Here is a 25,491-nt window from a genome sequence, read left to right as displayed (position 1 = left end):
AGGACACCATCGGCCCTTCCCGGGCAGGCCGCCGCGTCTCAGCGGCCGGCGGGGAGCACTCAAGGGAGAGATCACATGAACAAGCGATTCGCGGTGCGCGCGGTCGCAGCCGCCGTCACGGTGGGGCTGGGCCTCGCGCTGACGGCGTGCGGAAGCAACTCGGGTTCCGGAGGCTCCGAGGTCTCCTCGGGCGACTACACCGGCCCGAAGGTGACCATCAGCTTCTGGAACGGCTGGACCGGCGGCGCCGCCCCGGTCCTCGTGCCGAAGATGATCGACAAGTTCAACTCCGAGCACAAGAACATCGTCGTCAAGGACGTGCCGATGCAGTGGTCGGACATCGCCCAGAAGATGCCGCTCGCGGTCAAGGCCGGCAAGGGCCCGGACGTCGCGGTCGGCCACGGCGACGACATCGCCACCTACGCGGCCCAGGGTCTCGTTCTGAAGGCCGACTCGATCGTGAAGTCGCTCGGCTACTCGGCGAGCGACTTCCCCGCGGGCCTGATGGACGCCGGCAAGTACAACGGCTCCCAGTACGCCGTGCCGTGGAGCGTGACGCCGCTCGGCCTCTACGTGAACAAGGACGTCCTCCAGAACGCCGGCGTCGACCCGAGCTCGATACCCGCCGACAAGACCTCGTACGAGGCGGCCCTCGCCAAGCTCAAGACCGCGGGCGTGCAGGGCGAGTGGGTGGACGGCTACGTGTTCACCGGCACCTTCGAGTTCGAGAGCCTGCTCTGGCAGTACGGCGGCGACCTCTTCGACAAGCCGGTCACCAAGGCGACCTTCAACTCCGACGCCGGCGTCAAGGCGCTGACCTGGATGACCGACCTGATCAAGAACGGCTACAGCCCGGCGAACGTCGCTCAGGACGGCAACATCAACGCCCTCATCGCCGGCAAGACCGCGTTCAACTGGAACGGCGTCTGGCAGACCACGAACACCGCGTTCGGCAAACTGAACTGGCAGGCCGTCGCCGTGCCGCAGATCGGCGACAAGAAGGCGGTCTGGTCGAGCTCCACCCACTGGATGTTCATGAACAACAAGGGCCAGGACAAGAACAAGACCTCCGCTGCCGCGACCTTCGTCAAGTGGATGAACGACAACTCCGCCGACTGGCCCAAGACCGGTGAGCTGCCCGCCAAGAACTCGGTGCGCGACGACCCGAAGCTGGTCAAGGACTACCCGGCCCTGAAGCCGTTCCTGGACGAGCTGCCGTACGCGCACTACGAGGCCACGGCGCCCGGCATCACCGGCGTGGAGGCCACCATCACCACCGCCGTGAATGACGCGATCACCGGCAAGAAGAGCCCGCAGCAGGCGCTCGACGACGCCGCCGCCAAGGCGAACGCGCTGATCAAGCAGAACAAAGACACGTATGGCAACTGACACCGACTCGCTGGTGGCGCCCCGGGAGACCGGGGCGCCCCGCCCGCGCGGCTCGGCACGCTCCGTCCGGTCGACCCGGCCCGCCCGCGCGGCCGGACGGCCGGGCGGGCGTCGTCGCACGGGCGTCGCCTACCTCTTCCTGGCGCCGTTCCTGGTGCTGTTCCTGGTGTTCGTGCTGGCGCCGGCCGTCTTCGGCCTGTGGATCAGCCTCACCAACTGGAGCCCGTTCCGCGCGACGCAGTCGTTCGTCGGGCTGAAGAACTACCTCGAGCTGTTCACGCCGGGCAGTGCGACCTCCGGCGACTTCTGGCAATCCATGCTCGCCACCGGAATCTTCACCGTGGCGAGCGTGCCGTTCCTGCTGCTCGTGCCGCTGCTGGTCGCCGTGCTGCTGAACCAGCGCATCCGCGCAGGCTCGTTCTTCCGGGCGGTCTTCTTCGCCCCGTACGTGCTCGGCGTCGCCGTCATCGGCGTGATCTGGAAATATCTGCTCGACACCCAGTCGGGCATGGTCAACCACGTGCTCGGGATGTTCGGGCTGCCCGACAACCTGCCCTGGACCGTGGATGTCCCGTGGGCGTGGATCGCCCTGGTCGGCGTCACCGTCTGGTGGACGATGGGCTTCAACACCGTCATCATCCTGGCCGGGCTCAAGGGGATCAGCGCCGACCTCTACGAAGCCGCGGCGCTCGACGGCGCAGGCGCGTTCCGGCAGTTCCTCAGCGTCACGCTCCCGGGCCTCCGGCAGGTGATGACCTTCGTGGTGACCATCACGATCCTGGCGAGCGCGAACATGTTCGGCCAGTCGTTCCTGCTCACCAAGGGCGGCCCCGGCAACCAGACCCGCACGGCGATCATGTACATCGCCGACCAAGGCCTGTCGCAGAACAACATGGCGGCCGCGTCCGCGATGAGCTACGTGCTCTTCGCCTTCCTCGCCATCATCAGCATCGTCAACTTCCGCCTCCAGCGGGAGCGGGCAGAGAAGAGCGTCTCATGACGACCGTGACCTCCCGGCCCGGGCAGCCCGGCTCGGCCGCCCCCGAGCAGCCCCGGCGCATCCCGACGCGGCGCAAGCAGACCCCGCAGCGTGCGCTTCGCACGAGCGTGCTGTACGCGGCCCTCATCGTGCTCGCGCTCATCGTGATCCTGCCGCTGGTGTGGATCCTCCTCACGTCGTTCAAGACGGACGGCGACGCGATCCGCAACCCGTACTCGGCGCTGCCCAACCCGTTCTCGTTCGACGCCTACGCGACCATCGCGAACGGGCAGCAGCCGGTGTTCCGCTGGTTCCTCAACAGCTTGGCTGCCGCGACGCTGCAGTCGCTGATCATCCTGGTCACCGCCTCCCTCGCCGCGTACGCGCTCGCCCGGCTGGAGTTCGTGGGGAAGCGGATCGTGTTCGGGCTGATCGTGGCGACGCTGCTGGTGCCGCCGGTCATCTTCCTCATCCCGAACTATCTGATCGTGCAGAACCTCGGCTGGCTCGACTCGATCTGGGCGATCACGATCCCGGGGGCGGCGAGCGCGTTCGGCGTGTTCTTCCTGCGGCAGTTCTTCGTGGGGCTGCCCGCGGAGATCGAGGAGGCCGCGCGCATCGACGGCGCGGGCGACCTGCGGATCTTCCTCCAGATCGTGATCCCGCTGGCGCGCCCCGCGCTGGCCACGCTCGCCGTGCTGAGCTTCCTCGCCAACTGGAACGACTTCCTCTGGCCGGTCTACGTGCTGCTGAGCCCGGAGAACCTCACGCTGCAGCCCGGGCTGTCACAGCTCCAGGGCGCCTACTCGACCCACTTCGCGATCGTCATGGCGGGCGCGGTGGTGGCGTCGGTCCCGGTGCTCATCCTGTTCTTCTTCGCGCAGAAGCAGATCGTGGAGAGCGTCGCGACCAGCGGGGTCAAGGGGTGAGGCGCAGGCAGGTCGGCGCGGCGGCGGGCACGGTGCTCGCCGCCGCGCTCGCGCTCGGGGTGCTCTCGGGGTGCTCCGCGGACGCCGCCGCGCCGAGCCCGTCACCGACGACCGCCGCGTTCCAGCTCGACCGCGACTTCCCGGACCCGGGCGCGCTCGTGGTCGGCGACCGTGTCTACGCGTACGCGACGAACGCGCCGGGCGTCAACGTCCCGTTCGCGACGAGTAGGGACATGCGCCACTGGACGATGAGCGGCGCCGACGCGCTCCCGGAACTGCCGTCGTGGGCCACGCCCGGCAAGACCTGGGCGCCCGGCCCGGCCGCGCTGCCCGGCGGACGGTACGCGCTCTACTTCACCGCGGCGGACACGGCCAGCGGTCGCCAGTGCATCGGCGCCGCGTTCGCGACCGACCCTGCCGGGCCGTTCTCGTCGCCGTCCGCCACCCCGCTGGTGTGCCCGGTCGATGACGGCGGCGCGATCGACGCGAGCGTCTTCACGGAGCAGGACGGCACCCGGTTCCTGGTGTGGAAGAACGACGGCAACTGCTGCGGCCTCGACACCTGGATCCACGTGCAGGAGCTCTCCGCCGACGGCGCCGCGCTGGTCGGGGAGGCGACGAAGCTTATCAAGCAGACCGAGCCCTGGGAAGGCCACCTGGTCGAGGCGCCCGTGATCGTGAAGCACGCCGGCTCGTACGTACTGCTGTATTCGGCGAACGATTACGGCGGAAGCTCCTACGCGACCGGGGCGGCCACTTCCGCCAGCCTCCTCGGCCCGTACACGAAGCACGACGGCCCGATCCTCTCGACGTCGGGCAGCGGCGGCAGCTACCTCGGGCCGGGCGGCGCCGACCTGGTGTCGTTCAAGGGAAAGGACTGGATGCTGTTCCACTCCTGGGACGACGCGACGGTGTACCGCGGCCTCCACGTGGTCCCGGTGACCTGGCGCGGCGGCGCGCCGGTGCCGACGCCCTGATCCCGAGGTTCGGCTGATACGACAGCCATTAACCACGATGCCGGGCGGTGTGGATACTAGGGTTACTCCACACAGCCCGGCATACGTTTCGGGGTTATCGCTGGAGGATTATTCGGGTTCCTCCGTCGACTCTTAGAGACTACCAAATGTGTCCGTCGAATGGAGGACACGCTTGTACCCCGGTCTGGCCCCAGTTAGAGGGGGTGGGGCGGGTCAGGCCGCCAGCTCGGCCACCAGGGCGGCGACGAAGTCGTCGATGTCCTGCTCGGTCGTGTCGAACGAGCACATCCAGCGCACCTCGTGGCGGGCGGCATCCCAGTCGTAGAACCGGAAGTGCTGCCGCAGCCGGTCGGCGACGCCGGCCGGGAGGGTCGCGAAGACGCCGTTCGCCTCGGTGGCCTGGCTGAAGCCGACGCCCTGGATGCTGCCGTCCGCGATCCCGGCCTCCAGCGCGCCGCGGAGCCGGGACGCCATCGCGTTGGCGTGCGACGCGGAGCGCAGGTAGAGGTCGTCGTGCAGCAGCGCGATGAGCTGCGCCGAGATGAACCGCATCTTGGAGGCGAGCTGCATGTTGAGCTTGCGCAGGTAGAGCAGACCCTCGGAGGCGGCCGGGTTGAGGACGACGACGGCCTCGCCGTACAGCATCCCGTTCTTGGTGCCGCCGAAGCTGAGCACGTCGACGCCGGCGTCGGTGGTGAACTCCTTCAGCGGGACGCCGAGGGTGGCGGCGGCGTTGGAGATGCGGGCGCCGTCCAGGTGCAGCTTCATGCCGCGCGCGTGCACGTGGTCGGCGATCGCCCGGATCTCCTCGACGCTGTAGGCGGTGCCGAGCTCGGTGGTCTGCGTGATGGAGACGGCGAGCGGCTGCGCGCGGTGCTCGTCGCCCCAGCCCCAGGCCTCCCGGTCGATGAGCTCGGGCGTGAGCTTGCCGTCCGGGGTCTCGACGGTCAGCAGCTTGAGGCCGCCGACCTTCTCGGGGGCTCCCGCCTCGTCGGTGTTGATGTGCGCGGTCTTGGCGCAGATCACCGCGCCCCAGCGCGGCACCATCGACTGCAGGCCGACGACGTTGGCGCCGGTGCCGTTGAACACCGGGAACACCTGGACACCCTCGCCGAAGTGCTCCGCGAACACCTCGTGGAGGCGCTCGGTGTACACGTCCTCGCCGTAGGAGATCTGGTGCCCGTTGTTGGCGGCGGCGATCGCGTCGAGGATCTCCGGGTGCACGCCCGCGTAGTTGTCCGACGCGAAGCCGCGCAGGTTGAGGTCATGGAGTTGAAGCGTCACTGTTCCATCCTAGATTCGCTGAAAGCGCGGCCCCGATTCGGCACGAATGCACGTTATAGCGCCGCGAAAGTGGACATTCGGCACGAATGTCAGAGGGGGAGGCGCGCGCCGTTGAGCGACGCGGCGTCGGCGTCCCAGAGGTGCACGACCTCCTCGCCGAGACGAGCTTCGAGCCCGGCGAGGGTCTTGACGACGAACACGACGGCCGCCGACTGCGGCGCCTCCTTGCCGAGGCCCTGCGCGACGGCGCGCGTCCACGCGTCCGCCGCCGCCTTGGCTGCCGCGTAGTTCGCGCCGCCCGCGTACGGCTTGTCGACCGCGGTGGAGGACACCACGGCCAGCCGGCCGGCGGGGGAGGCGACCAGGTCGTCGTAGAAGACGCGCGTGGTGTTCCGCAGGGTCCGGAAGCCGCGGTCCAGGAAGTCCCAGTCCGCGTCGCTCTGACCGGCGAGACCGCCGCCGCCGCGCCAGCCGCCGACCAGGTGCACCAGTCCGTCGAGCCGGCCGAACTTGAGGTGGATACGCATCGCCAGTTCGGCCACCGCGTCGCGGTCGGCCAGGTCGCAGGTCCGGGTGTCGACGCCCGGCACGGCCTCCGCCAGCGCGTCCAGAGCTTCCTGTCGCGTGCCGACCGCGAGAACGGTCGCGCCCGCCGCGGTGAGCGCGCGCGCCACCGCCTCGCCGGACGCGCTGGTCGCACCGGCGATCAGCACGAGGCGCCCGGCGACGCCGGTCGCCGGCGCCGGCGCGGTCCCTTCGGGTGAGAACCGCGCCGGCGTCGAACCTTCCTGATCCGTCACGCCTCGTCCGTCGTTCCGGTGATCCCGGAGGTGGATTCGATGACGGCGGTCATCTTCTTGTTGAGCGCTTCGTAGAACATGGACAGGGGGAACTCGTCGTCCAGGACGGCGTCGGTGTACCCCTTCGGTGGCCCGGCGAGCACCTCGTCCGACAGGCCGCGTGCCCACACCGACGCCGGGTTCGGCGTCAGCGTCTCGGTGAGCATGTCGTACGCGGCGAGCCAGTGCGCGACCTTGGGCCGGTCGATCGACCTCCAGTACAGGTCGTTGATCCGGTCCGACAGGGCCACGACCACGTCGGGGACGTCAGCCCAGTCGATGGTGAGCTGGGTGTCGGTCCAGTGCAGGACGTTGTGCTGGTGCAGCCAGGCGAACAGCAACTGGCCGCCGAGGCCGTCGTAGTTGCGGATGCGGCTGCCGGTGATCGCGAACCGGAAGATCCGGTCGAAGATCACCGCGTACTGCACCAGTTTCGCGTGGTCGCGGATCTGCTTCTGCGGCTCGGACAGTTCCGACTCCGGCAGGGCGCCCAACTGTCGTTCGAGCCGGACGGATTCGCGGAACGCGGTGAGGTCGCAGCGCAGTTCTTCCAACGAGTAGAGGAAGAAGGGCATGCGCTGTTTGATCATGAACGGGTCGAAGGGCAGGTCGCCGCGCATGTGGGAGCGGTCGTGGATGATGTCCCACATCACGAAGGTCTCCTCCGTCAGGCGCTGGTCCTCCAGCATCACGGCGGCGTCCTCCGGCAGCTCCAGCTTCGTGATCTGTGCCGCGGCACGCACGACCCGGCGATAGCGGGCGGCCTCCCGATCCTGGAAGATCGCCCCCCACGTGAACGACGGAATCTCGCGCATCGCGACCGTCTCGGGGAACAGCACGGCCGAGTTGGTGTCGTAACCCGGCGTGAAGTCCACGAAGCGCAGCGCGACGAACAGCTTGTTCCCGTAGTCGCCGGCCTCCAGCGCCGCCACGAACTCGGGCCAGATGACCTCCACGAGCACGGCCTCCACGAAGCGGTTCGTGCTGCCGTTCTGCGTGTACATCGGGAAGACCACGAGGTGGCCGAGCCCGTCGACGCGGTGCTGCTGCGGCTGGAACTCATTGAGCGCGTCGAGGAAGTCCGGCACGCCGAAGCCCTCGTCCGCCCAGCGGCCGAAGTCGCGGCGCAGGGCCTCGAGATACGAGGCGTCGTGCGGGAAGAACGGTGCGAGTTCGGCGACGGCGTCGACGATCGTGCCGGTCAGCTCCGCGGCGGCGGCCTTGTCGGACTCCTGCTCGACCGAGCCGTCCTTGACCTGCAGCGACTGGAGGGCGGTCGCCGCCTCCTTGAGCCGCAGCCACGCGGGATGCGTCGCGACCTCACGAACCGAGCGGGCGTCCTCGACGACCTCGGGCTCCCCGACAATGGCTCCTGCAGTGAACTGCGGGACGAATTGAGACATGACGAACCTCCCGTCGTACGATCGGCCGCGGCTCGCGGCACTGCGATGGAGCGCCGAAGAGGCGCTCCGGTCCGAGCCTAGCTGCGAAGTCCGGACGATTTTTTGACAGTTTCGGCAGAAACCTGCGCGCCTGCGGCGGATCGCGCAGGAAAACGCCATAGCGGCCGCCGCTGACGAATCGCACCGATGGAATCCCCTCCGCCGCGTCATGAATGGCACAGCCGGCGCTCTCCTCTATGCCGGCACGTCCTCGCAGCGGACCGGTGCAGCTCGAGGGGAGGCTGCCCGCGGGGTGTCCGTACATTCGGGAAAGGCCGGACACCCCGCGACTTCCGCACCCCGCGACTTCCGCACGCCACGGAGACCTAGAGTGCTCTCGTGACCACGGAGCAGACCGCCGCCGCCGTCATGGCGGCTCTGGCCGCAGCGGCCGACCCGGCCGACGCCGCCTTCCTCCAGCGCTTCTTCAAGACCGGCCCCGGCCAGTACGGGGAGGGCGACGTCTTCCTCGGCGTGCGCGTTCCGCAGGTCCGTGCCGTCGCGAAGCGCTTCGCAGCCCTACCGCTCACCGAGGTCCGCGCTCTGCTGGACAGCCCGGTCCACGAGCACCGGCTGGCCGGGCTCATCGTCTTGAACGCCGCCTTCGCGCGGGCGAGCGCCTCCCGGACCCGCGACGACGCCGAGCGTGAGCGGCTGGTCGCCTTCTACCTCCAGGTGGTGCGCGACGGCCGCGTGAACAACTGGGACCTCGTGGACGGCTCCGCCGAATACGTGCTCGGCGAATACCTTGTGGACCGACCGCGCGGGGTGCTGGACGAGCTCGCCGGAAGCCCCGTGCTGTGGGAGCGCCGGGTTGCCGTGCTCGCCACCTTCGCCTTCCTCAAGGCGGGCGACGCCTCCACGACGCTGGAGCTGGCGGCACGGCTGCTGGACGACCCGGAGGACCTCATGCACAAGGCCGTCGGCTGGATGCTGCGCGAAACCGGCAAGCGCGTCGACCGTACGCTGCTCCTCCGCTTCCTGGACGAATACGCCGCCCGGATGCCGCGCACGATGCTCGCCTACGCGACCGAGCACCTCGATCCCGCGATGCGGGCCAGGTACCGGGCGGTGCCTCGCCGGAGCGGAGGGGGCCTGAGATGATGGACGAATGGCGAGAACGGTTCGAGGCGCACGCGTTCTGATCACCGGCGCGGCCTCCGGGATGGGCCTCCTGTACGCGGAGCGCGCGGTCCGCGAGGGCGCCCGCGACGTCGTGCTGTGGGATCGCGACGAGGCCGGCCTCACCCGGCTCACCGATCGGCTGCGCGCCGAGGTGCTCGCCGGCCGCACCGTCACCGCGTGGGGCGCCCCGGCCGGTTCCCCGAGCTCGGCGGCGGGAGGCGCGGCCGTCGGGACGAGCATCCACCCATACGTGGTCGACCTCCGCGAGCTCGGCGGGATCGCCCAGGCCGCGCAGTCGGTCCGCAAGGAGCTCGGCGGCGTGGACGTGCTGATCAACAACGCGGGCATCGTGCGCGGCAAATTCTTCTGGGACCACGACAACGGCGACGACACACGAGCGACCATGCAGGTCAACGCGCTCGCGCCGATGTACACGACGCGGGAGTTCCTGCGCGGGATGATCGCGAGCCCACGCGAGGCGCGCATCGTCAACATCGCTTCAGCGGCCGGCACCCTCGCCAATCCGCGCATGAGCGTCTACGCGGCGAGCAAGTCGGCGGTCATCAACTGGAGCGACAGCCTCCGCCTCGAGCTGGAGCAGCAGGGCTACGGCCACGTGAAGGTGACGACGGTCGCGCCCAGCTACATCGACACCGGGATGTTCGAGGGAGCCCGCGGGCCGCTGCTCACCCCGATCCTCACCCCGGAGTACGTGGTCGACCGGGTCTGGCGGGCGATGCTCGCGGGCAAGCCGGTCCTCCTGCTGCCGTGGTCGGTCGGGCTCGCGAAGACGCTGAAGGGCGTCCTCCCGACACGCGCCTGGGATGCCGTCGGGCGGCTGTTCGGCGTCTACAACTCGATGGACGAGTTCACCGGGCGCTGACGTGACGATCCGTGCCGTTCTCGCGGCCGGACCTGGATATGCGTGCACGAGCGCGCCGCCGCACCGCTCCTCTCGCCGAGCCTGGATGCGCGGGCCGAAACCGGGCCCGTTCATTCGAAAGGCACTGCACCATGAAACGGATCGGAACACGGATCGGGTCGGCCCTGGCGGTCGTCGTCGCGCTCAGCGTCACCCTCGGGGTGCTCACCGCGTCGGCACCCCCGGCGGAGGCGGTTCCGCGCGACATCGCGGACATCGACTGGGACACCAGGCCCACTCTGTACGGCGGCCTCTACAGCCACGTCCGCCTGGACGTGGACCGGATCGAGGCGGCGCACGCCGGGCTGCCCCTCCCGGCGCTGCGGCACTCCAACGGTGACCCCGTCGTGGGGATGCCGTACTACTTCCTAGGCCGCGACTCCGTCACGGGCGCCTACCTTCCGGAGAGCGTCCTGGCCTGCATCGACATCCTCCACGTCGACTACCGGGTGCCCGATGGCTCCGAGTACTTCGACCTGGCGACCCTGGTGCCCGAAGAGACGGCGGTGCGGATCTCGCGCACCCTGAACGCCGGCCTCCAGCTCGCCGCCGAGCGCGGCCTCTCCATCGCCGCCGACGGCTCGCAGCCGCTGACGTTCCGCACCGCCGAGGCGTCCGACATCATGCTCGCCGCGCAGATCACGGCGTGGCACCTGTTCGCGCGGGACAACGTCTCCCAGCCGCTGCCGTACCTCGAGCGGAGCGATTTCTCCGTGGAGCGGCGCATCATGGGCCCCGATGGCGTCACGGTCGTGGTCGAGCCCGTCGATCTGCCGGCCCTCCACGCCGAGCTCGACACACTGCTGGCGCGGTTCGAGACCGCGCCGGACTTCGGGTCCGCTCCCATCGAGTTCGCCGACCGGGTCACCCTCACCGACGCCGGCGCCCTCCGCGGCTTCACCCTGGAGGTCGACCCCGCCACCTCCACGCCGGGCTACGACGCCTACCTCGGGGCGACGACCTCCGCCGACGGCAGCATCCACGTCACGAAGAAGAAGCCGCTCGACCGTCCGGTGACACTCGGTTTCCGCAAGACGTTCACGCACGGCCTGGGCGGCGGGACGCCGCTCGGCAGCGGGGTCCGGGCCGCGAACGACCAGATCAAGACCGTCCTCTCCAACCTGTTCGAGAGCAGCTTCGAGGTCCCCTTCGCCGAGGACTTCGGCCCGGTGCCCCCGCCGCCGGCCGACCCGATGACGCTCCCCGCGGTGTCGATCGCCAAGGATGACGGCCGGACGGTCGTGGTGGCCGGCGAGCGTCTCGACTATGTGCTCGTGGCGGCCAACCTCGGCGTGATCCCCGCCCCCGACGTGGTCGTGGTCGACACCCTCCCCGACCACCTCGCCTTCGTGGAGTCCTCGGTCGCTCCGAGTCCGTCGTCGTCCGGTTCGACGCTGGTGTGGGAGCTCGGCGAGCTGGCCGCGGGGGAGCGGAGGGAGATCGTCGTCTCGGCGGATGTCCGCCCCGAGGTGGAGCCAGGCGTCTCCATCGTGAACTCCGCAGCCATCACCACGGAAGGAGTCTGCGAGGACGACCCTGTGACGGGCGCCGTCTGCGTCGACGACGACACCGACATCGTGGTCCCACCGCTCGACCCCGGGACGCTCGACGAGGAGGGCGTGACCCCCGTGAGCTCGGACGCCGCCGATCGGGCCGGGGCCCTTGCGACGACCGGCGCCGCGCTCACGAGCGCCTGGAAGATGGCGACGCTCGCCGTGGCGCTGCTGCTGACGAGCGGCTGCCTCGCGGTCGGGCAGGCGCTGAAGCGCCGATCGAGCCGCACCGAACCGTCGAGCCGCGCGTAGCGGCCGGCGCGGCACGACCGCGGGTGGCGGGTCCGGTCGGCGGGCCCGCCACCCGTCAGCGTGCCGCAGCCCCTGCGACGGAGGCGCGGAAGGCGCGCGGCGACATGGTGTACCGATCCGTGAAGAGCCGACTGAAGTGCGCAGCGTCCTTGAACCCCCAGCGGGCCGCGACCTCGGCGATCCGGAGGCCGCTGAACTCCGAGTCGGCCAGATCGGTCCGGCAGCGCTCCAGGCGCCGCGACCGCACCCAGGCGGCGACGGTGCTGTCGTGCTCGCCGAAGAGGGCGTGCAGCTTGCGCACGGACATGAAGTTGGCGCTTGCGATCTCGGCCACCGTGAGGTCGGGGCGGGAGAGGTTGAGCTCGATGTAGTCGATGACCCGGTCGAGCTGGGACTCGCGCGCTCCGCTCCCGCGGTCCTGCACCGCCTCCACGACGGCGGCGCCGAGCATCCCCACCGCGCTTTCGACCAGCCGCCGGCCCGCGCTGCCCTCGAGCCGGTGCGCGGTTCGCCCGAGTTGCACGGCGAGCGGGTGAATGATGCCGACGAGAGGCCGCTCCCGCTCGAAGCGCACCGCTACCACCTCGTCGACCGTCCTCGCGGGAACAGGGAGGGCGTGGTGCGGGATCCGGACGATCAGGCTCTCACCGCCGTGATCGAGCTGGAAGGGGCGCGCGGCGGAGTAGGCGGTGATGTCGCCGGCCCGCACCATGGTGGACCGGTTGTCCTGCTCCAGCGCGCTCTCCCCGGTGAGCTGGATGTGGATCATCGTGTGGGCGCCTGTCGCGCTCTCGCCGTGCTGCTCGGGCTGCTCGACGGTGTGCCGCGAGCCGCCGATGGCGTTGAGCACGACGCCGCCGATCATCGCTCCGCTCACGGCCGTGCGGAAGGTCTGCGACTCCCTGGTCGTGCAGAGCAGCGGGACCGTGGTCTCCCGGAACTTGCGTCGCGTCTCGTCGTAACCCAGGAGCAGCCGCGCGAATCTCCGATCCGGCGGCTGCTCCCCAGGGTTCATGGGGCGAGAACCTAGCAGACCCTTCGGGTCAGCCGACTCGGGTCAGGCGACGCCTCCGCGGTCGATGTCCTCGCGCCAGGCGCCGGTCTCCGCCGGCTGCGCCTCGATGAACTCCTTGAAGTTGCGGAGGTCCTTCTTGACGGCGTGGTCGTCCACGCCCAGTGCCGCCCCGAGCTTCTCCAGCGCGTCGCCCGGCTCCCAGTCGAACTGCACAGTGACGCGCGTGCTGTCGTCGGAGAGGCGGTGGAATGTGACGACGCCCGCGTGGACGACGTCCCCGGCGACGCTCTTCCAGGCGACGCGCTCGTCCGGGTGCTGCTCGGTGATGACGGTGTCGAATTCGCGGACGGCGCCGCCGATCTTCACCCGCCAGTGGTTCGTGGTGGCGTCGACCTGGCGGATGTCCTCCACCTCGTCGAGGAAGTGCGGGAAGCTCTCGAACTGGGTCCACTGGTTGTACGCGGTGGTGACGGGCACGTTCACGTCGATGCTCTCGGTCACGGTGGTCATGGGCCGATTCCTTTCTCCGATGTGTGCGGATTCGGGCCCGACGGTAGGCGGGATCGGCGCTGACTACGAGGGGTCGACAGTCGGCTGGGATGGTGGGAAAGGGGCTGGGCCGGCGTCGGGTCAGGCCCAGCGGCGGTTCGCCCACCGCTCGAACAGCCCGACCAGCGAGTCGGTGAGCTTGCCGAGGACCGCAAGCAGGACGATCGCCAGAACCAGCCGGTCGGTGCGGCCGTTGTTCTGCGAGTCGCTGAGCAGGAAGCCGAGCCCCATCGAGGACGCGATCAGCTCGGCTGCGACGAGGAACAGCCACGCCTGGGCGAGCGCGAGCCGGAGCCCTGACACGACCGATGGCAGCACCGACGGCAGCTGCACCGTGGTGAACAGCCGCATCCCGCCGAGGCCGAACGCCCGCCCGGCCTCCACGAGCTGCCGGTCGACGTGCCGGAGGGCGGCGGCGACCGTCGTGTAGACCGGGAAGAACGCGCCGATCGCGATCAGGATGATCTTGGAGTCCTCGCCGATCTTGAACCACAGGATCAGCAGCGGCACCCAGGCGAGCGAGGGCACCGCGCGGACCGCGCCGAGCGTCGGGCTGAACAGGATGTCGCCGAGCCGCGACAGTCCGACGATCGCGCCGAACAGCAGCCCGAGCGCGGCGCCGATCGCGAAGCCGATCAGGACGCGCTGCGTCGAGATCGCGATGTAGAGGCCGAGCAGGCCGCGTTGCGCGAGGTCGACGCCGGCCTGCACGACCATCGCGGGGGTGGGGAGCTGGGAGGAGGAGAACGCGCCCGAGGTGGAGGCCAGCTGCCAGGCGACGAGCAGCACGAGCGGGATCAGCGCGCCTCCGGCCACCCGCACCCATCGGCGCGAGAGGAACGCCGCGCGCGGCGAGGCGGCCCGCAGTGCGGCCTCCCGCGGCGTCTCGCGCGCGACGGAGAGGCCGCCGTCGGGTCCCCCGACCACGATCAGCGGGCCGTCGCCGTCGGGAGCGTTCTGGTACGTCATCCCGCGCTCAACCGCCGATCGCGGTCGGGTCGGCCTTCTTCGCGAAGGTCGGGTCGAGGAGGCTGCCGAGCGCCGTGTCGATGTCGCCCTGCGTGCGCACGTCGCCGGACTGGACGAAGATCGGGCCGACCTTCTTCAGCACCGCGAGCTGGGCCGCGCCTGGCACGTTGGAGACGCCCAGGTTGGTGCGCTCGGTGATGACCGTGGTCGCGACCGACGGGTCGATCCCGGCGACGTCCGCGAGGATCTTCGCCGTCTCGTCCGGGTGCTTCAGCGCCCATGCCCGCGCGTGCTCGTAGGTGTTCACGACCGTCTGGGCGACGTCCGGCTTCGAGCCGAGGAAGGACTCCGTCGCGTTGAGGAACCCGTAGGTGTTGAACTTCACGTTGCGGTAGAGCAGCTTCGCCCCGGACTTCTGGGCATTGGCCATGATCGGGTCGAGCCCGCTCCAGGCCTGCACCGAGCCGTTCTGCAGTGCCGCCCAGCCGTCGGCGTGCTGGAGGTTCTGAATGGTGACGTCGTTCGCGGACAGCCCGTTGGCCTCCAGCGCCTGCAGCAGGAAGAAGTAGGGGTCGGTGCCCTTGGTCGCCGCGATCTGCTTGCCCTTGAGGTCTTTCACCGAGGTGATCGGGGAGTTCGCGCCGACCACGAGCGCCGACCATTCGGGCTGCGAGAAGATGTCGATCGTCTTGATCGCGGACCCGTTGGCGCGGGCGAGCAGCGCCGCCGAGCCGGCCGTGGAGCCGACGTCGATCGCGCCGGAGCGGAGTGCCTCGTTGGCCTTGTTGGAGCCTGCGGACTGCACCCAGTTGACCGTGATGTCCTGCTTCTTGAGGGCCTTCTCGAGCCAGCCCTCCTTCTTGATGACCAGGCTGAGCGGGTTGTAGGTCGCGAAGTCGATGTTGAGCGTGCCGCCCTTGGTGACGCCGGAGGTGCTCTGGGAGCCGGACGCGGCGCCCTCACCGGCGACGCAGCCGGAGAGCAGGAGCGCGGCAGCGGCGGCGACCGCCGCGGCGGCGGTGAGGATGGTGAGTCTGCGGTGCATCGGGTGCCTCTCGGATCTGGTGGAGCGGTGCTGTGCGGGTGCTGTGTGCGGTGCTGAGCTGTCGTGCTGGTGCGGCTCAGTAGGGGAACGGTGCGATGGCCGGCGCCTGGTGGTCGTCGAGCGCCCTCCCGTGCCGGTCGATGCCGAGCCCGTCGAGCAGTTCGGCACGCAGTTCGGCGAGCGCCGCGGAGCCCCGGTCGCGCGGCCGCGTGCCGGGGACCGTGACGACGCGACGGATGGTCGCGCCGTCACGGCCGTCCTCGCGGCCCAGCAGGATGACGCGGTCGGCGAGCTGGAGTGCCTCGTCGACGTCGTGCGTGACGAGAAGGATGGTGGCGGGGTTCGCGGCGTGGACGTCGAGGAGCAGGTCCTGCATCCGCAGCCGGGTGAGCGCGTCCAGTGCTCCGAACGGCTCGTCGAGGAGGAGGACTCCCGGGTTCCTGGCGAGCGCCCGCGCGAGCGAGGCACGCTGCGCCATCCCGCCCGAGACCTCCCGCGGCCGCAGCTCAGCGGAAGCGCCGAGCCCCACGAGCTCGAGCAGGCGGCCGACCCGTTCGCGCCCGTCGCCGCGGTCGAGTCCGCGCGGCAGCCCGAGCGCGACGTTGTCGGCGAGCGACCGCCACGGCAGCAGCCGCGGCTCCTGGAACCCCATGGCGCACCGCGCGTCGATCCCGGCGACGGGCGACCCGTCGATCCGCGCCGCACCGGCTGTAGGCGAGTCGAGCCCGCCCGCGATGCGCAGCAGCGTCGACTTGCCGCACCCGCTGGCCCCGAGGATCGCGACGACCTCCCCGGCCGCAACGGTCAGCGACACGTCCCGCAGCACGGGCCGCGCTGACGGTGCGACCCCGCGCCGCCGCGGCCCCCCGAACGCCCGCCCGACACCGACGAAGTCGACGGAGAACGCGGACGAGGAGGAGCGGGAGGGCATGGTCCTCCGACGCTACCGACAGCGGCCCAGCGGCCGCTCGCGGGTGTGCAACGCGGCGTAACGAAAGGTTGCGGAAGGGTTGTGCCGACCGCTCAGGTATGAAATTGTCATGTGAAATTGGCAATCTGGCCCTGAAAGGACTTTCTAATGACCATAAAGCGCATTCTCACCGCGGCGGCGGGAGCGGCAGCCCTCACACTGAGTGGGGTGCTGATCGTTGTGCCAGCCGCGAGCGCGGACGAGGACGGCATTCACGAACTCCCGCAAGACCAGCAGTTGCCGTCGTTCCCGGGGTTCGCACCCAGCTTCGACACCGTGACGGTCGTCGATGCGCATACCGGTGCGGTTGTGGGCACCCGTCCGAACGTTCAGGCTCGCGGCGTCAGCATCGTCGGTCCCGGCTGCACGACTACGTCCATGTGCTTGTATTCGAATCCATACCGCGGATACCAGGGCACAGGGAGCTTGTCGGTCAGTGTCGGCGGGGTCGGCACCTACACGAACGGCAATCGAATCGGGCAACTGCAATGGAAGTCCGGCAGCGCCACGATCACCGGCCCCAAGACCACCGGTCCGGTGGCGATCAGTGGCGGACCGGTGACCATCGTGAAAGTCACCCTGTTCTAGGGGGCGGGCAGCGGGCGAAGTGACGTTGGAGCGAACGCCTGGCCGGGTCTGGCGCGCAGAACGGCCGAGGGGGTCGAGCGGGTGAAGGCCTGCGTGATCCGCCCGGCCCGCGTCGCCGGCCGCCGGTCCGTCGGCCTCATACGCTGACCACAACCTCCCGCCCCCGCCGCACCACCGCGGTCACCAGCAGCGTCACCGCGATCAGCCAACACCCGGCCATGATCGCCGAGCTGAAGTCCTCGCCGTAGTCGACGAAGCTCATCCCGTTGAAGAACGCGCCCACCGTGAAGAGGGCGGCGACGCCGGTGGGCCAGCGCCAGCCGCGCACGCGACCGGCCAGGCAGCGGGCGAACAGCGCCAGTGTCCCGAGCGCGAGCAGGAGGGCGAGCCAGGCGTGGAGGAGGAGCGCCGGTCCCGCGCCGCCGCTGAGCGCCCAGCCGAGGCTCGTGAACGACCGGGAGAAGTACTCGCCTCCGGTGCTGCCGGGGTGCGTCTTCGGCAGCTCCACGAACAGGTTCAGCAGCATCCCTAGCGCGAACTGCACGCCGAACGCGATGAGGAGGGCGATGGCCTGTGGGCGCGGCGGCGCGGTGCGCATGAGTCCGGAATACCGCGTCGGCGCCCCGCGGCGCAATCGGCCCGGGCCAATCAGCCCGGGCGCGATCAGCGAGGCGCGCTCACCAGATCATCGGCCGGTCGTCGTCGTCCTCGTCGCCGGCGACGTCCGCCAACTCCACCAGCACGGGGACGTGGTCGCTCGGTGCGTCGCCCTTGCGCTCGTTCCGGTGGATACCGGCGCCCGTCACCCGGTCGGCGAACGCGGGGGAGCCGAGGATGAAGTCGATACGCAGCCCCTCGTTGCGCGGGAAGCGGAGCTGCTTGTAGTCCCAGTACGTGTAGCCGTCCGGCACGATCGGCCGGACCACGTCGGTCAGCCCGACCTTCTCGAAGGCGGCGAACGCCGTGCGCTCCGGGGGCGAGATGTGGGTGGAGACTCCCGGGATCAGGCTCGGGTCGCCGACGTCGGAGTCGAGCGGCGCGACGTTCCAGTCGCCCATCAGCGCGAGCTGCTGGCCCGGGTTCTCGGAGAGCCAGCGCTGGGTGTCGGCCGCGAGGGCGGCCAGCCAGTCCAGCTTGTAGACGTAGTGCGGGTCGGCGAGCGAGCGGCCGTTGGGAACGTATAGGCTCCACAGCCGCACGCCGTCGACCGTCGCGCCGATCGCGCGGGCCTCCTTCGGGAGGTCGGGGCCGTCGTGGTCCTTCAAGAAACCGGGCATGTCGGGGAAGCCGATCTCGACGTCCTCGATCGGCAGGCGGGCGGCGATCGCGACGCCGTTCCACTGGTTGAGGCCGTGCAGGACGACCTCGTAGCCGGCCGCCTCGAACGCCTCGTACGGGAACTGCTCCGGCTTGCATTTGATCTCCTGCATGGCCAGAACGTCGACATCCTCGCGGACCATCCAGTCCACCACCCGGGCGACTCGGGTGCGGATGGAGTTCACATTCCAGGTGGCGACGCGCATGCCCCGATCGTATCGGGGACCGCCGACCCCCTTGCGGGGTACCGGTTAACCGTAGAATGTCAGACGTGACCGACGCACGACAGCAGCTCATCGACTTCATCTCCGCCGAGGCGGTCTTCCACGGCGACTTCACGCTGACCAGCGGCAAGAAGGCCAGCTACTACGTCGACCTGCGCAAGGTCAGCCTCGACCACCGCGTGGCGCCCCTGATCGGCCAGGTCATGATCGACCTGATCGCGGACATCCCGGACGTGGTCGCGGTCGGCGGGATGACGATGGGCGCCGACCCGGTCGCGGCCGCGATCCTGCACCAGGGCGCGGCCCGTGGGCTCGCCTACGACGCCTTCGTCGTCCGCAAGGAGCCGAAGGACCACGGCCGCGGCAAGCAGGTCGAGGGCCCGGACCTCGCGGGCAAGCGCGTCATCGTGCTGGAGGACACCTCCACGACCGGAGGCTCCCCGCTGAAGGCCATCGAGGCCCTGAAGAAGGTCGGCGCCGAGATCGCCGGTGTCGCCGTGGTCGTCGACCGCAACACGGGCGCGCGCGAGGTCATCGAGTCGGCCGGCTACCCGTACTTCGCCGCCATCGGCCTCGAGGATCTGGGGCTGGAGTAGTGGCGGAACACCGCGAACCGCCGGCCGAGGACGAGCCGGACCGGGACCAGCCGACCGAGCCGGAGGTGGGGACCTCGGAGTGGTTCCTCGCGCAGCTCAGCGGCGGACGCCCGTTGACGCGACCCCCGGCCCCGAGGGCGGACGCGGGAGCGGGGTCTCCGGATGGTACGCGGGCTGGGGCTCGGGAGCCGGAGGTGCCTGAGGAGGGTGTTGAGCCCGTGGAGCCTGCTGCGCCCACGGCCGCCTTCACCCCGGGCGAGCCGGTTGCGCCGGTCCCATCGGCCCCCACGGCCCCGTCCGCGTTCGAGGAACTGCTCCGCGAACCGGACGCGGGCGAACCCTCGGGCGGCGAGAACGTCGACGGCCCGGTGGACGCTGCGTCGATCGCCCCGACCGCGCCCGGCTTCGTCTGGAACCTGACGCCCAGCGAAAGCCCGGCGTCCGAATCCCGGCTCCCGTTCGGCGACCTCGAGGACGACACGACTGGCGAGTCCGACGCCCCTCCCGTGCGCCGATCCAACTTCGTCGAGCCGACACCCTCGAACCCGACCCCGCTCCCTCCGGCCATGCCGGAGTCCGGGAGTGAGCCGCCGACCCAGGCTGCCCCGAATTCTTCGCCCGCGACCGAGTCGACTCCGACCGCCGCCGCACCCCCGACGCAACCGTTCGAGCCGACCGGTTTCGTGGCCGCGCTTCGCCTGCCGCAGCCTCCGGAGGTCGGCGACCGCTTCTCCGGTCCCGACGAGGTGCTGGAGCCGACCACGCCGGATCAGGCGGTTCCCGGCTTCACCGCCCCTGAGCCGGCAGCGCCAGAGCCTGCAGCGTCCGAGCCCTCAGCGCCGGGGTCTGCAGCGTTCGAAGTGACTGCGCCGGGGCCTGCAGCGTTCGAGCCGACTGCGCCGGAGGCTGGAACGCTCGAGCCCTCCGCGCCAGAGCCCGCACTTTTCCAGCCGCCGGTGACTGAACCAGCGGCATTCGAGCCCACCTCGGGTGAGCGCGCGGTCTCCGAGCCCACCGCGACGGGGGCTGCAGCGGCGGAGCCCCTCGCGCCGCAACCTGCAGCGCCCAAGCCTCGGCTGACCGAACCTGCCCAGTCCGAGCCGCCAGCGGCGGAGCCTCCAGCGTTCCAGCCGCCAGTGACCGAACCCGGGGCATTCGAGCCCGCGGCGTCCGAACCCACGGCCACCGAACCCGCGGCGTCCGAGCCCGCGGCCACCGAGCCCGCCCCGACGGGCCCCATCGAGGGCCACGGGCTGGCGGCGCTCCTCGGGATGTTCGAGGAGGAGCGGCCGGCTCCCCGTCCCCTCCTCGGAGACACCACCGGAATCATCCCGATCCCGCCGGCCGCGATGTCTCGCAAAGACGCGCTGCAGGCCGAAGCAGAGGCCAAGGCCCAGTCGGAGGCCGCCGAGCGTGCGCAGGTCGACGAGCAGGCCCGCGTGGACGCGCAGGCGCAGGCGGAGGCTGCCGAGCGTGCGCGGGGTGAGGAACAGGCGCGCGTGGACGCGCAGGCGCAGGCGGAGGCTGCCGAGCGTGCGCGGGGTGAGGAACAGGCCCGCGTGGATGCGCAGGCGCAGGCTGAGGCTGCCGAGCGTGCGCGGGCCGAGGAACAGGCCCGCGTGGACGCGCAGGCGCAGGCTGAGGCTGCCGAGCGTGCGCGGGCCGAGGAACAGGCGCGCGCCGACGCGCAGGCGCAGGCGGAGGCCGCCCAGCGCGAGGAGCAGGCGGCGGCCGCGCGTGCCGAGGCCGAGGCGCAGGCGCGCGCCTGGGCGGCGGCCGGCGGCACGAGCGAAGCCTTCGACGTCGCGCCGACACCACCTCGCCACGTCGAGCCGGACGAGACGCCCGCGTACGGCGGAGCCGCTCAGACCGAGGCGATGCTCGGTGCGCCGCCGTCGCCCGCGACCAGCCCCTTCGACGCGGAGGCGCTCGCCGCGGCGTCGGCTGCCGTTCCGGACAGCTTCGCTCCCGCCGCCGATTCGACGCCGGAGGGCACCCCCAGCGGTCCCGCGCCCGTTGAGGCCGCCGACGCCGGACACGGGCCTGACGACGAGGAGCCCGACGGGATCGCCGCCCTCTTCGGCGACTTCGGTCTGGACGACGAGCCAGCCCACGGCGCCGCCGGCGAGGACACCGACAGTGCCTCCCTCCCGGTCAACGCGCCGGGGACGCCCGTGCCGCCCAGTGGACCGGCCGGGCTCGAGTCGTCCCCGCCCGTCGAGCCTGTCGAGCCTGCGTCACCCGTCGAGCCGGTCGGCCACGCGGCGGCGCCCGGCGGCGACGCCATGCTCCCTGCGTCCGCCCTCGGGATGGACGCCATCCTCTTCCCCCAGCTCGCGGCAGAGCAGGAAGAGGCGGCCCAGCCGGAGACCGATGCCTTGCCGCGGCACGAAGCATCCTCTGAACACGGCCACCCCGGCCATCCGGACGCCACCGGTTACGCCTTCGATGAGCCGTCGGCCGGGCTGGAGGGCCCGCAGATCGCCTCGGAGACCGTCGGATTCGACGATCTCTTGACGCCGACTGCGGCCTTCGACGCCTTGGACACGCCGACCGTCGCGTTCGACGCCGCCGCAGCAGCCCGCGATACGACGCCGCCGCGGGATGTAACCACCGCGACGGGCGCCGAAGGTGCTGAGACCGACGGTGCCGCTGTTGGTGGTGCTGGTGCTGCTGGTGCCGCCGCTGCCGCCGCTGCCGCTGCTGCTGGTGCTGCCGCAGCCGCGGCAGCCGGCGAGGCCGCCCCGGCAGCTGCCGCGCCCGGCGCCGCCGGTACCGCTCCCGCGGGTTCAGCGCCTGCCGGTGGGGCCCCCTCCGCCGAAGCCGCGCCAGCCGCATCCACCCCCGCGACCTGGGCCGCGCCCGGCACACCGGGCACCTCCGGCACCCCCGGCGCGCCTGGTATCTCGAGCACCGCCGCACCCCCCACGACCCCACCCCCCACGACCCCACCCGCACCCCCGGCGTCGCCGTCCGGCCCTCAGACTCCCATCGACCGCCGCCTGTTCCTGGTCCTCGGCGCCCTCGCGGTCGTCCTCGTCCTGGTCGGCCTGTTCGCGCTCGGCACGCGCCTCCCGTCCCTGTTCGGCGCCTCCGCGCCCGCCCCCAAGGCCTCGTCGTCCGCGACGCCGTCGGCGACCCCGACCCCCACCCCGACGCCGACCCCCACGGTCAGCCCGAAGCCCGCAGCGGCCGTCGGGCCGGGGACGCACGCCTGGGACACGCTCGGCGGCGGCGAGTGCATCCAGCCGTTCACGGGCCCCTGGGCCGAGACGTTCACCGTCGTGGACTGCGCGGCGCCGCACGCGGCGCAGCTCGTGTACACGAACCTCGTCTCCGCCGACCCGGCCGCCCCGTATCCGGGCGCCGACGCGCTCGCCCAGCAGATCAACACGCTGTGCACCGCGTCCGGCGTGATCAACCTGAGCGCCGCTGCCGCCTACCCCGACCTCCAGGTGCAGGGCGCTTTCCCGGCGACCGAGGATCAGTGGAAGAGCGGGCAGCGCTCGTACTACTGCTTCGCGAACCGTTCCGGCGGCGAGCCGCTGACGTCCTCGGTGGCGGGGCCGGGACCGAACGGCTGACGGGCGCGCTCACCGAGCGCACGACCCGCGCCGCGCCTCAGAGGTCTGACTCGACCGGCCCCGTCTCCACCAGCTCCTTCACGCCGGACAGGATCTCGTCCGGGCGGAACGGGTAGCGGTCGATCTCGGCCTGGTCGCTGATCCCGGTCAGCACCAGGATCGTGTGGAGGCCGGCCTCGATGCCCGCGACGACGTCGGTGTCCATCCGGTCGCCGATCATCGCGGTGTTCTCGGAGTGCGCCCCGATGCGGTTGAGCGCGGAGCGGAACATCATCGGGTTGGGCTTGCCCACCACGTACGGCTCCATTCCGCCGGTCGCCTTGGTGATCATCGCCGTGACGGCGCCCGTCGCGGGAAGCGGACCTTCGGCGCTCGGCCCGGTGGCGTCCGGGTTCGTCGCGATGAACCGTGCGCCGGCGCCGATCAGCCGGACGGCTTTCGTGATGGCGTCGAACGAGTAGCTGCGGGTCTCACCGACGACGACGTAGTCCGGGTTGGTGTCGGTCATGATGAAGCCCGCCTCGTGCAGCGCGGTCGTCAGGCCGGCCTCGCCGATGACGTACGCGCTGCCTCCCGGCTTCTGCGACTTCAGGAAGTCGGCCGTCGCCAGCGCGGAGGTCCAGATGGACTCCTCGGGAACGTCGAGACCGGAGGCGCGCAGCCGGGCCGCGAGGTCGCGCGGGGTGTAGATCGAGTTGTTGGTGAGCACCAGGAAGGGCGTGCCCTGGTCGCGCCACTGCTGGATCAGCTCGGAGGCGCCCGGGAGCGCGGAGTTCTCGTGGACGAGGACGCCGTCCATGTCGGTCAGCCAGCATTCGATCTCGTCGCGTCGCGTCACGCAGGACCCCTTCCGATGATGAAGTGACGGCACCAGCTTATTGCGACGGCCCCGGCTACGCTGGGTCGGTGAGTGAGAACCGTCCGCCGAGCGAGCCTCCCGGCGAGTTGCCGCCGTCCGCCGAGCTGACCACTCACGGTGTCGGCCCGTGGCCGGGCGCCTGGCCGGACGACGAGCGCTACGACCCCGAGCTGCTGCGGCACGGCGACACCCGCAACGTCATCGACCGCTACCGGTACTGGCGGATGGAGGCCGTGGTCGCCGACTTGGACCGGCGCCGCCACCCGTTCCACGTGGCGATCGAGAACTGGCAGCACGACATGAACATCGGCTCCATCGTGCGCAGCGCGAACGCGTTCGCGGCGGACACCGTGCACATCATCGGCCGGCGGCGCTGGAACAAGCGCGGGGCGATGGTCACCGACCGATACCAGCACGTCGTCCACCACGACGACGTGGAGGCTTTCGTCGCCTGGGCGCGGGAGGCCGGGGTCCCGATCGTGGCGGTCGACAACGTGCCGGGGTCGGTGCTGATCGAGACCTACCGGATGCCGCGCGAGTGCGTGCTGCTGTTCGGCCAGGAGGGCCCGGGCCTTTCGGCTGCCGCCCTGGAGGCCGCCGCCGTGGTCGTCGAGATCTCCCAGTTCGGCTCCACCCGCTCCATCAACGCCTCGGCCGCCGCCGCCGTCGCCATGCACGCCTGGATCCTCCAGCACGTCCCCTTCGCGCAGTAACAGCCGAGTACGCCCAAAATCAGCCCGAAACGGTCGAGTACGCAGACTTTTCGCGTACTCGGCGGGTGCTCGGGTCAGCGGTTGGTGCGGCGGATGACGAGTTTGAGGGCGGACCAGTCGGCGGAGAGGGCGGCTACTTTGACGTCGACGAGGCCGCGGGCGAGCGCGGTGTCGCGGATGAGGTTCTCGTCGATGTCGCTGACGTGGCCGGCGGCTTTCCGGGGCCAGGCCGCCCAGATCATCCCGGCCGGGTGGATGCGCGGGGCCAGAGCGTCCAGCTCGGCGACGTAGTCGGCCGCCTCCCGGTAGAACGCGACGATGAGCCCGGCCGGCTCGGTCGAGGCGGGCGCGAGCCACTCGACGTCCGCTGGGCCGTCCTCCACCGGGACCGCCCAACCGCGGTCGGCATGCAGGAGCTGAGCGCGCATTCCGGGCTTGAGGCCCAGCTTCTTCCAGAGCGGCGTGCCCGAGTAGCCCGCGCCGCTCATCGGGCGCCCTGCCAGCCGGAGTTCGCCGCGATGCGCGCGATCGCGTCCGCGTCGAGGTCGTAGACCGTCTCGCCGTCGTCGGCCGCGGGGGCGCGCACGACGTGCGTACGCACCGTCCCCTCCGCCGACAGCTCCACCACCGCGAACCCGGCGCCGCGCTCTGCGCGCTCCCGCGGCGGCGGCCAGAGGACGTCCGTCGTGTTGGCGACGGCCGGCGCCACCACGACCGGGATCTCTCGCGCGCCCGCCGAAGTGACGAGCGCGTGATGGTAGTGGCCGGCCAGGATCAGCCGCACGTCCCCCTCCGAGCACACCTCCAGCAGCGGAGCGGGGTCGATCAAGCGCAGGGTCTCGAACAGTCCCGTCGTCGGAGCGACCGGCGGATGGTGCAGCACCACCACCGTCCCGTTCGCGCTGGGAGCGGCCAGCGCCTCCCGGAGCCGCTCCAGCCGCGCGTCGTCGAGCCGGCCGTACCCGGCCCGCGCGACCGTCGTGTCGACGGTCACGACCCGGAACCCGCCCACCGCCACGACGCGCTCCCGCTCCCCGAGCACCTCCTCGAAGCCGTCAGGGAGGTCGTGGTTGCCCATCGCGTACACGACGACCGCCCCGCGCTCCGCCGCCCACGGCTCCAGGCGTTCCCACAGCAGCCGGTACGACGCCGGGCTCCCGTCGTCGGACAGGTCGCCCGACGCCACCACGAGATCCACCGCCTCCAGCTCGCCGGCGCGCAGAAGCACCCGGTCGAGCGCCGCGAGGGTGTCGACCAGCCCGTAGTGGAGGCGGCCGTCGCCGTAGAGGTGCGTGTCACTGAGGTGCAGGATCCGAAGTCGGTCGGTCACGCCGCCCACCCTAGTGCCACGGTCCGACGGCCAGCGCGGGA

Annotated in this window: 24 protein-coding genes; 11 read left to right on the top strand and 13 right to left on the bottom strand. The window is 71.0% G+C overall.

The features are described 5' to 3' along the window. The first annotated feature begins 75 nt into the window (after window positions 1–75). From AC1ROW_RS09445 to AC1ROW_RS09430, 4 genes are read left to right on the top strand one after another with little or no spacing between them, the layout of a single operon-like run. The gene (locus AC1ROW_RS09445; RefSeq protein ID WP_493018627.1) at window positions 76–1,389 is read left to right on the top strand and encodes an ABC transporter substrate-binding protein; all 1,314 of its coding nucleotides are present in this window, start codon (window positions 76–78) and stop codon (window positions 1,387–1,389) included. Continuing rightward, on the top strand, window positions 1,379–2,389 hold the full coding sequence (locus tag AC1ROW_RS09440; protein WP_493018626.1) for a carbohydrate ABC transporter permease: 1,011 nt from the start codon (window positions 1,379–1,381) through the stop codon (window positions 2,387–2,389). Before AC1ROW_RS09445 ends, AC1ROW_RS09440 begins: the two co-directional genes overlap by 11 nt. Further along, window positions 2,386–3,297: a carbohydrate ABC transporter permease gene (locus tag AC1ROW_RS09435; protein ID WP_493018625.1), complete on the top strand. Its 912-nt coding sequence runs from the start codon at window positions 2,386–2,388 to the stop codon at window positions 3,295–3,297. Before AC1ROW_RS09440 ends, AC1ROW_RS09435 begins: the two co-directional genes overlap by 4 nt. After that, on the top strand, window positions 3,294–4,274 hold the full coding sequence (locus AC1ROW_RS09430; protein ID WP_493018624.1) for a glycoside hydrolase family 43 protein: 981 nt from the start codon (window positions 3,294–3,296) through the stop codon (window positions 4,272–4,274). Before AC1ROW_RS09435 ends, AC1ROW_RS09430 begins: the two co-directional genes overlap by 4 nt. Window positions 4,275–4,487: 213 nt before the next feature. Here AC1ROW_RS09430 and AC1ROW_RS09425 read toward each other — a convergent pair whose 3' ends face one another. The 3 genes from AC1ROW_RS09425 to AC1ROW_RS09415 all read right to left on the bottom strand — a co-directional run bounded on the left by AC1ROW_RS09425 (window position 4,488) and on the right by AC1ROW_RS09415 (window position 7,800). Further along, window positions 4,488–5,558 carry a threonine aldolase family protein gene (locus AC1ROW_RS09425; RefSeq protein WP_493018623.1) on the bottom strand — a complete coding sequence of 357 codons (1,071 nt, stop codon included), beginning with the start codon at window positions 5,556–5,558 and terminating at the stop codon, window positions 4,488–4,490. An 89-nt stretch (window positions 5,559–5,647) separates the two neighbouring features. Then, window positions 5,648–6,271 carry an SDR family NAD(P)-dependent oxidoreductase gene (locus tag AC1ROW_RS09420; RefSeq protein WP_493019010.1) on the bottom strand — a complete coding sequence of 208 codons (624 nt, stop codon included), beginning with the start codon at window positions 6,269–6,271 and terminating at the stop codon, window positions 5,648–5,650. A gap of 83 nt (window positions 6,272–6,354) precedes the next feature. Continuing rightward, entirely contained in the window at window positions 6,355–7,800 is a 1,446-nt protein-coding gene (locus AC1ROW_RS09415) for a DUF6421 family protein (RefSeq protein ID WP_493018622.1), read from the bottom strand. A gap of 378 nt (window positions 7,801–8,178) precedes the next feature. On the opposite strand from AC1ROW_RS09415, the gene AC1ROW_RS09410 reads away from it, so the two are divergent. From AC1ROW_RS09410 to AC1ROW_RS09400, 3 genes are all read left to right on the top strand, one after another. Beyond that, entirely contained in the window at window positions 8,179–8,943 is a 765-nt protein-coding gene (locus AC1ROW_RS09410) for a DNA alkylation repair protein (protein WP_493018621.1), read from the top strand. Between the two features lie 7 nt (window positions 8,944–8,950). Next, entirely contained in the window at window positions 8,951–9,847 is an 897-nt protein-coding gene (locus AC1ROW_RS09405) for an SDR family NAD(P)-dependent oxidoreductase (RefSeq protein ID WP_493018620.1), read from the top strand. A 131-nt stretch (window positions 9,848–9,978) separates the two neighbouring features. Then, complete coding sequence (locus AC1ROW_RS09400) at window positions 9,979–11,691, top strand: hypothetical protein (RefSeq protein ID WP_493018619.1); 1,713 nt, start codon at window positions 9,979–9,981, stop codon at window positions 11,689–11,691. A 55-nt stretch (window positions 11,692–11,746) separates the two neighbouring features. Here AC1ROW_RS09400 and AC1ROW_RS09395 read toward each other — a convergent pair whose 3' ends face one another. The 5 genes from AC1ROW_RS09395 to AC1ROW_RS09375 all read right to left on the bottom strand — a co-directional run bounded on the left by AC1ROW_RS09395 (window position 11,747) and on the right by AC1ROW_RS09375 (window position 16,200). Further along, window positions 11,747–12,706, bottom strand: a complete 960-nt coding sequence (locus AC1ROW_RS09395) for a helix-turn-helix domain-containing protein (RefSeq protein WP_493018618.1) — start codon at window positions 12,704–12,706, stop codon at window positions 11,747–11,749. A gap of 42 nt (window positions 12,707–12,748) precedes the next feature. Beyond that, window positions 12,749–13,216 carry an SRPBCC family protein gene (locus AC1ROW_RS09390; protein WP_493018617.1) on the bottom strand — a complete coding sequence of 156 codons (468 nt, stop codon included), beginning with the start codon at window positions 13,214–13,216 and terminating at the stop codon, window positions 12,749–12,751. Between the two features lie 120 nt (window positions 13,217–13,336). Next, entirely contained in the window at window positions 13,337–14,224 is an 888-nt protein-coding gene (locus AC1ROW_RS09385) for an ABC transporter permease (RefSeq protein ID WP_493018616.1), read from the bottom strand. 7 nt (window positions 14,225–14,231) lie between these two features. Continuing rightward, window positions 14,232–15,269: an aliphatic sulfonate ABC transporter substrate-binding protein gene (locus AC1ROW_RS09380; RefSeq protein ID WP_493018615.1), complete on the bottom strand. Its 1,038-nt coding sequence runs from the start codon at window positions 15,267–15,269 to the stop codon at window positions 14,232–14,234. A gap of 76 nt (window positions 15,270–15,345) precedes the next feature. Beyond that, the gene (locus AC1ROW_RS09375; RefSeq protein ID WP_493018614.1) at window positions 15,346–16,200 is read right to left on the bottom strand and encodes an ABC transporter ATP-binding protein; all 855 of its coding nucleotides are present in this window, start codon (window positions 16,198–16,200) and stop codon (window positions 15,346–15,348) included. A 147-nt stretch (window positions 16,201–16,347) separates the two neighbouring features. On the opposite strand from AC1ROW_RS09375, the gene AC1ROW_RS09370 reads away from it, so the two are divergent. Further along, window positions 16,348–16,827 (top strand): hypothetical protein, encoded by a 480-nt coding sequence (locus tag AC1ROW_RS09370; RefSeq protein WP_493018613.1) that lies wholly within the window; start codon window positions 16,348–16,350, stop codon window positions 16,825–16,827. 136 nt (window positions 16,828–16,963) lie between these two features. On the opposite strand, the gene AC1ROW_RS09365 is transcribed toward AC1ROW_RS09370, so the two are convergent. Beyond that, a complete protein-coding gene (locus AC1ROW_RS09365) occupies window positions 16,964–17,425 on the bottom strand; it encodes a hypothetical protein (protein ID WP_493018612.1) in 462 nt (153 codons plus the stop codon). A 79-nt stretch (window positions 17,426–17,504) separates the two neighbouring features. Continuing rightward, complete coding sequence (locus AC1ROW_RS09360; RefSeq protein WP_493018611.1) at window positions 17,505–18,350, bottom strand: exodeoxyribonuclease III; 846 nt, start codon at window positions 18,348–18,350, stop codon at window positions 17,505–17,507. Between the two features lie 65 nt (window positions 18,351–18,415). Between AC1ROW_RS09360 and pyrE the strand changes: the two genes are divergently transcribed. Together pyrE and AC1ROW_RS09350 are read left to right on the top strand one after the other, a co-directional pair. Continuing rightward, window positions 18,416–18,964: an orotate phosphoribosyltransferase gene (gene pyrE, locus AC1ROW_RS09355; protein ID WP_493018610.1), complete on the top strand. Its 549-nt coding sequence runs from the start codon at window positions 18,416–18,418 to the stop codon at window positions 18,962–18,964. Window positions 18,965–19,158: 194 nt separating this feature from the next. Continuing rightward, a complete protein-coding gene (locus AC1ROW_RS09350; RefSeq protein WP_493018609.1) occupies window positions 19,159–22,548 on the top strand; it encodes a septum formation family protein in 3,390 nt (1,129 codons plus the stop codon). 37 nt (window positions 22,549–22,585) lie between these two features. Here the strand turns inward: AC1ROW_RS09350 and AC1ROW_RS09345 are convergent, their stop codons facing one another. Then, window positions 22,586–23,386, bottom strand: a complete 801-nt coding sequence (locus tag AC1ROW_RS09345) for an HAD-IIA family hydrolase (protein ID WP_493018608.1) — start codon at window positions 23,384–23,386, stop codon at window positions 22,586–22,588. 68 nt (window positions 23,387–23,454) lie between these two features. Here AC1ROW_RS09345 and AC1ROW_RS09340 point away from each other — a divergent pair, with 68 nt between their 5' ends. Beyond that, window positions 23,455–24,120 carry a TrmH family RNA methyltransferase gene (locus AC1ROW_RS09340; protein ID WP_493018607.1) on the top strand — a complete coding sequence of 222 codons (666 nt, stop codon included), beginning with the start codon at window positions 23,455–23,457 and terminating at the stop codon, window positions 24,118–24,120. A 74-nt stretch (window positions 24,121–24,194) separates the two neighbouring features. On the opposite strand, the gene AC1ROW_RS09335 is transcribed toward AC1ROW_RS09340, so the two are convergent. Next, window positions 24,195–24,608, bottom strand: a complete 414-nt coding sequence (locus AC1ROW_RS09335; RefSeq protein ID WP_493018606.1) for a DUF3052 family protein — start codon at window positions 24,606–24,608, stop codon at window positions 24,195–24,197. Further along, window positions 24,605–25,450, bottom strand: coding sequence for a metallophosphoesterase family protein (locus tag AC1ROW_RS09330; protein ID WP_493018605.1), 846 nt, complete (start codon window positions 25,448–25,450; stop codon window positions 24,605–24,607). The genes AC1ROW_RS09335 and AC1ROW_RS09330 overlap by 4 nt, the downstream gene beginning before the upstream one ends. Between the last annotated feature and the right edge of the window lie 41 nt (window positions 25,451–25,491).

This window comes from Leifsonia sp. GW821-FHT13C09 (genome assembly GCF_058806435.1).
This window is presented reverse-complemented; position numbering and strand designations above follow the sequence as displayed.

Excerpts from the sequence above, each read along its gene's own strand:
- AC1ROW_RS09445 (WP_493018627.1), top strand. The coding sequence starts at position 76 with ATGAACAAGCGATTCGCGGTGCGCGCGGTCGCAGCCGCCGTCACGGTG.
- AC1ROW_RS09440 (WP_493018626.1), top strand. The coding sequence starts at position 1,379 with ATGGCAACTGACACCGACTCGCTGGTGGCGCCCCGGGAGACCGGGGCG.
- AC1ROW_RS09435 (WP_493018625.1), top strand. The coding sequence starts at position 2,386 with ATGACGACCGTGACCTCCCGGCCCGGGCAGCCCGGCTCGGCCGCCCCC.
- AC1ROW_RS09415 (WP_493018622.1), bottom strand. The coding sequence starts at position 7,800 with ATGTCTCAATTCGTCCCGCAGTTCACTGCAGGAGCCATTGTCGGGGAG.
- AC1ROW_RS09405 (WP_493018620.1), top strand. The coding sequence starts at position 8,951 with ATGGCGAGAACGGTTCGAGGCGCACGCGTTCTGATCACCGGCGCGGCC.
- AC1ROW_RS09400 (WP_493018619.1), top strand. The coding sequence starts at position 9,979 with ATGAAACGGATCGGAACACGGATCGGGTCGGCCCTGGCGGTCGTCGTC.
- AC1ROW_RS09395 (WP_493018618.1), bottom strand. The coding sequence starts at position 12,706 with ATGAACCCTGGGGAGCAGCCGCCGGATCGGAGATTCGCGCGGCTGCTC.
- AC1ROW_RS09390 (WP_493018617.1), bottom strand. The coding sequence starts at position 13,216 with ATGACCACCGTGACCGAGAGCATCGACGTGAACGTGCCCGTCACCACC.
- AC1ROW_RS09385 (WP_493018616.1), bottom strand. The coding sequence starts at position 14,224 with ATGACGTACCAGAACGCTCCCGACGGCGACGGCCCGCTGATCGTGGTC.
- AC1ROW_RS09380 (WP_493018615.1), bottom strand. The coding sequence starts at position 15,269 with ATGCACCGCAGACTCACCATCCTCACCGCCGCCGCGGCGGTCGCCGCC.
- AC1ROW_RS09375 (WP_493018614.1), bottom strand. The coding sequence starts at position 16,200 with ATGCCCTCCCGCTCCTCCTCGTCCGCGTTCTCCGTCGACTTCGTCGGT.
- AC1ROW_RS09370 (WP_493018613.1), top strand. The coding sequence starts at position 16,348 with ATGACCATAAAGCGCATTCTCACCGCGGCGGCGGGAGCGGCAGCCCTC.
- AC1ROW_RS09365 (WP_493018612.1), bottom strand. The coding sequence starts at position 17,425 with ATGCGCACCGCGCCGCCGCGCCCACAGGCCATCGCCCTCCTCATCGCG.
- AC1ROW_RS09360 (WP_493018611.1), bottom strand. The coding sequence starts at position 18,350 with ATGCGCGTCGCCACCTGGAATGTGAACTCCATCCGCACCCGAGTCGCC.
- AC1ROW_RS09335 (WP_493018606.1), bottom strand. The coding sequence starts at position 24,608 with ATGAGCGGCGCGGGCTACTCGGGCACGCCGCTCTGGAAGAAGCTGGGC.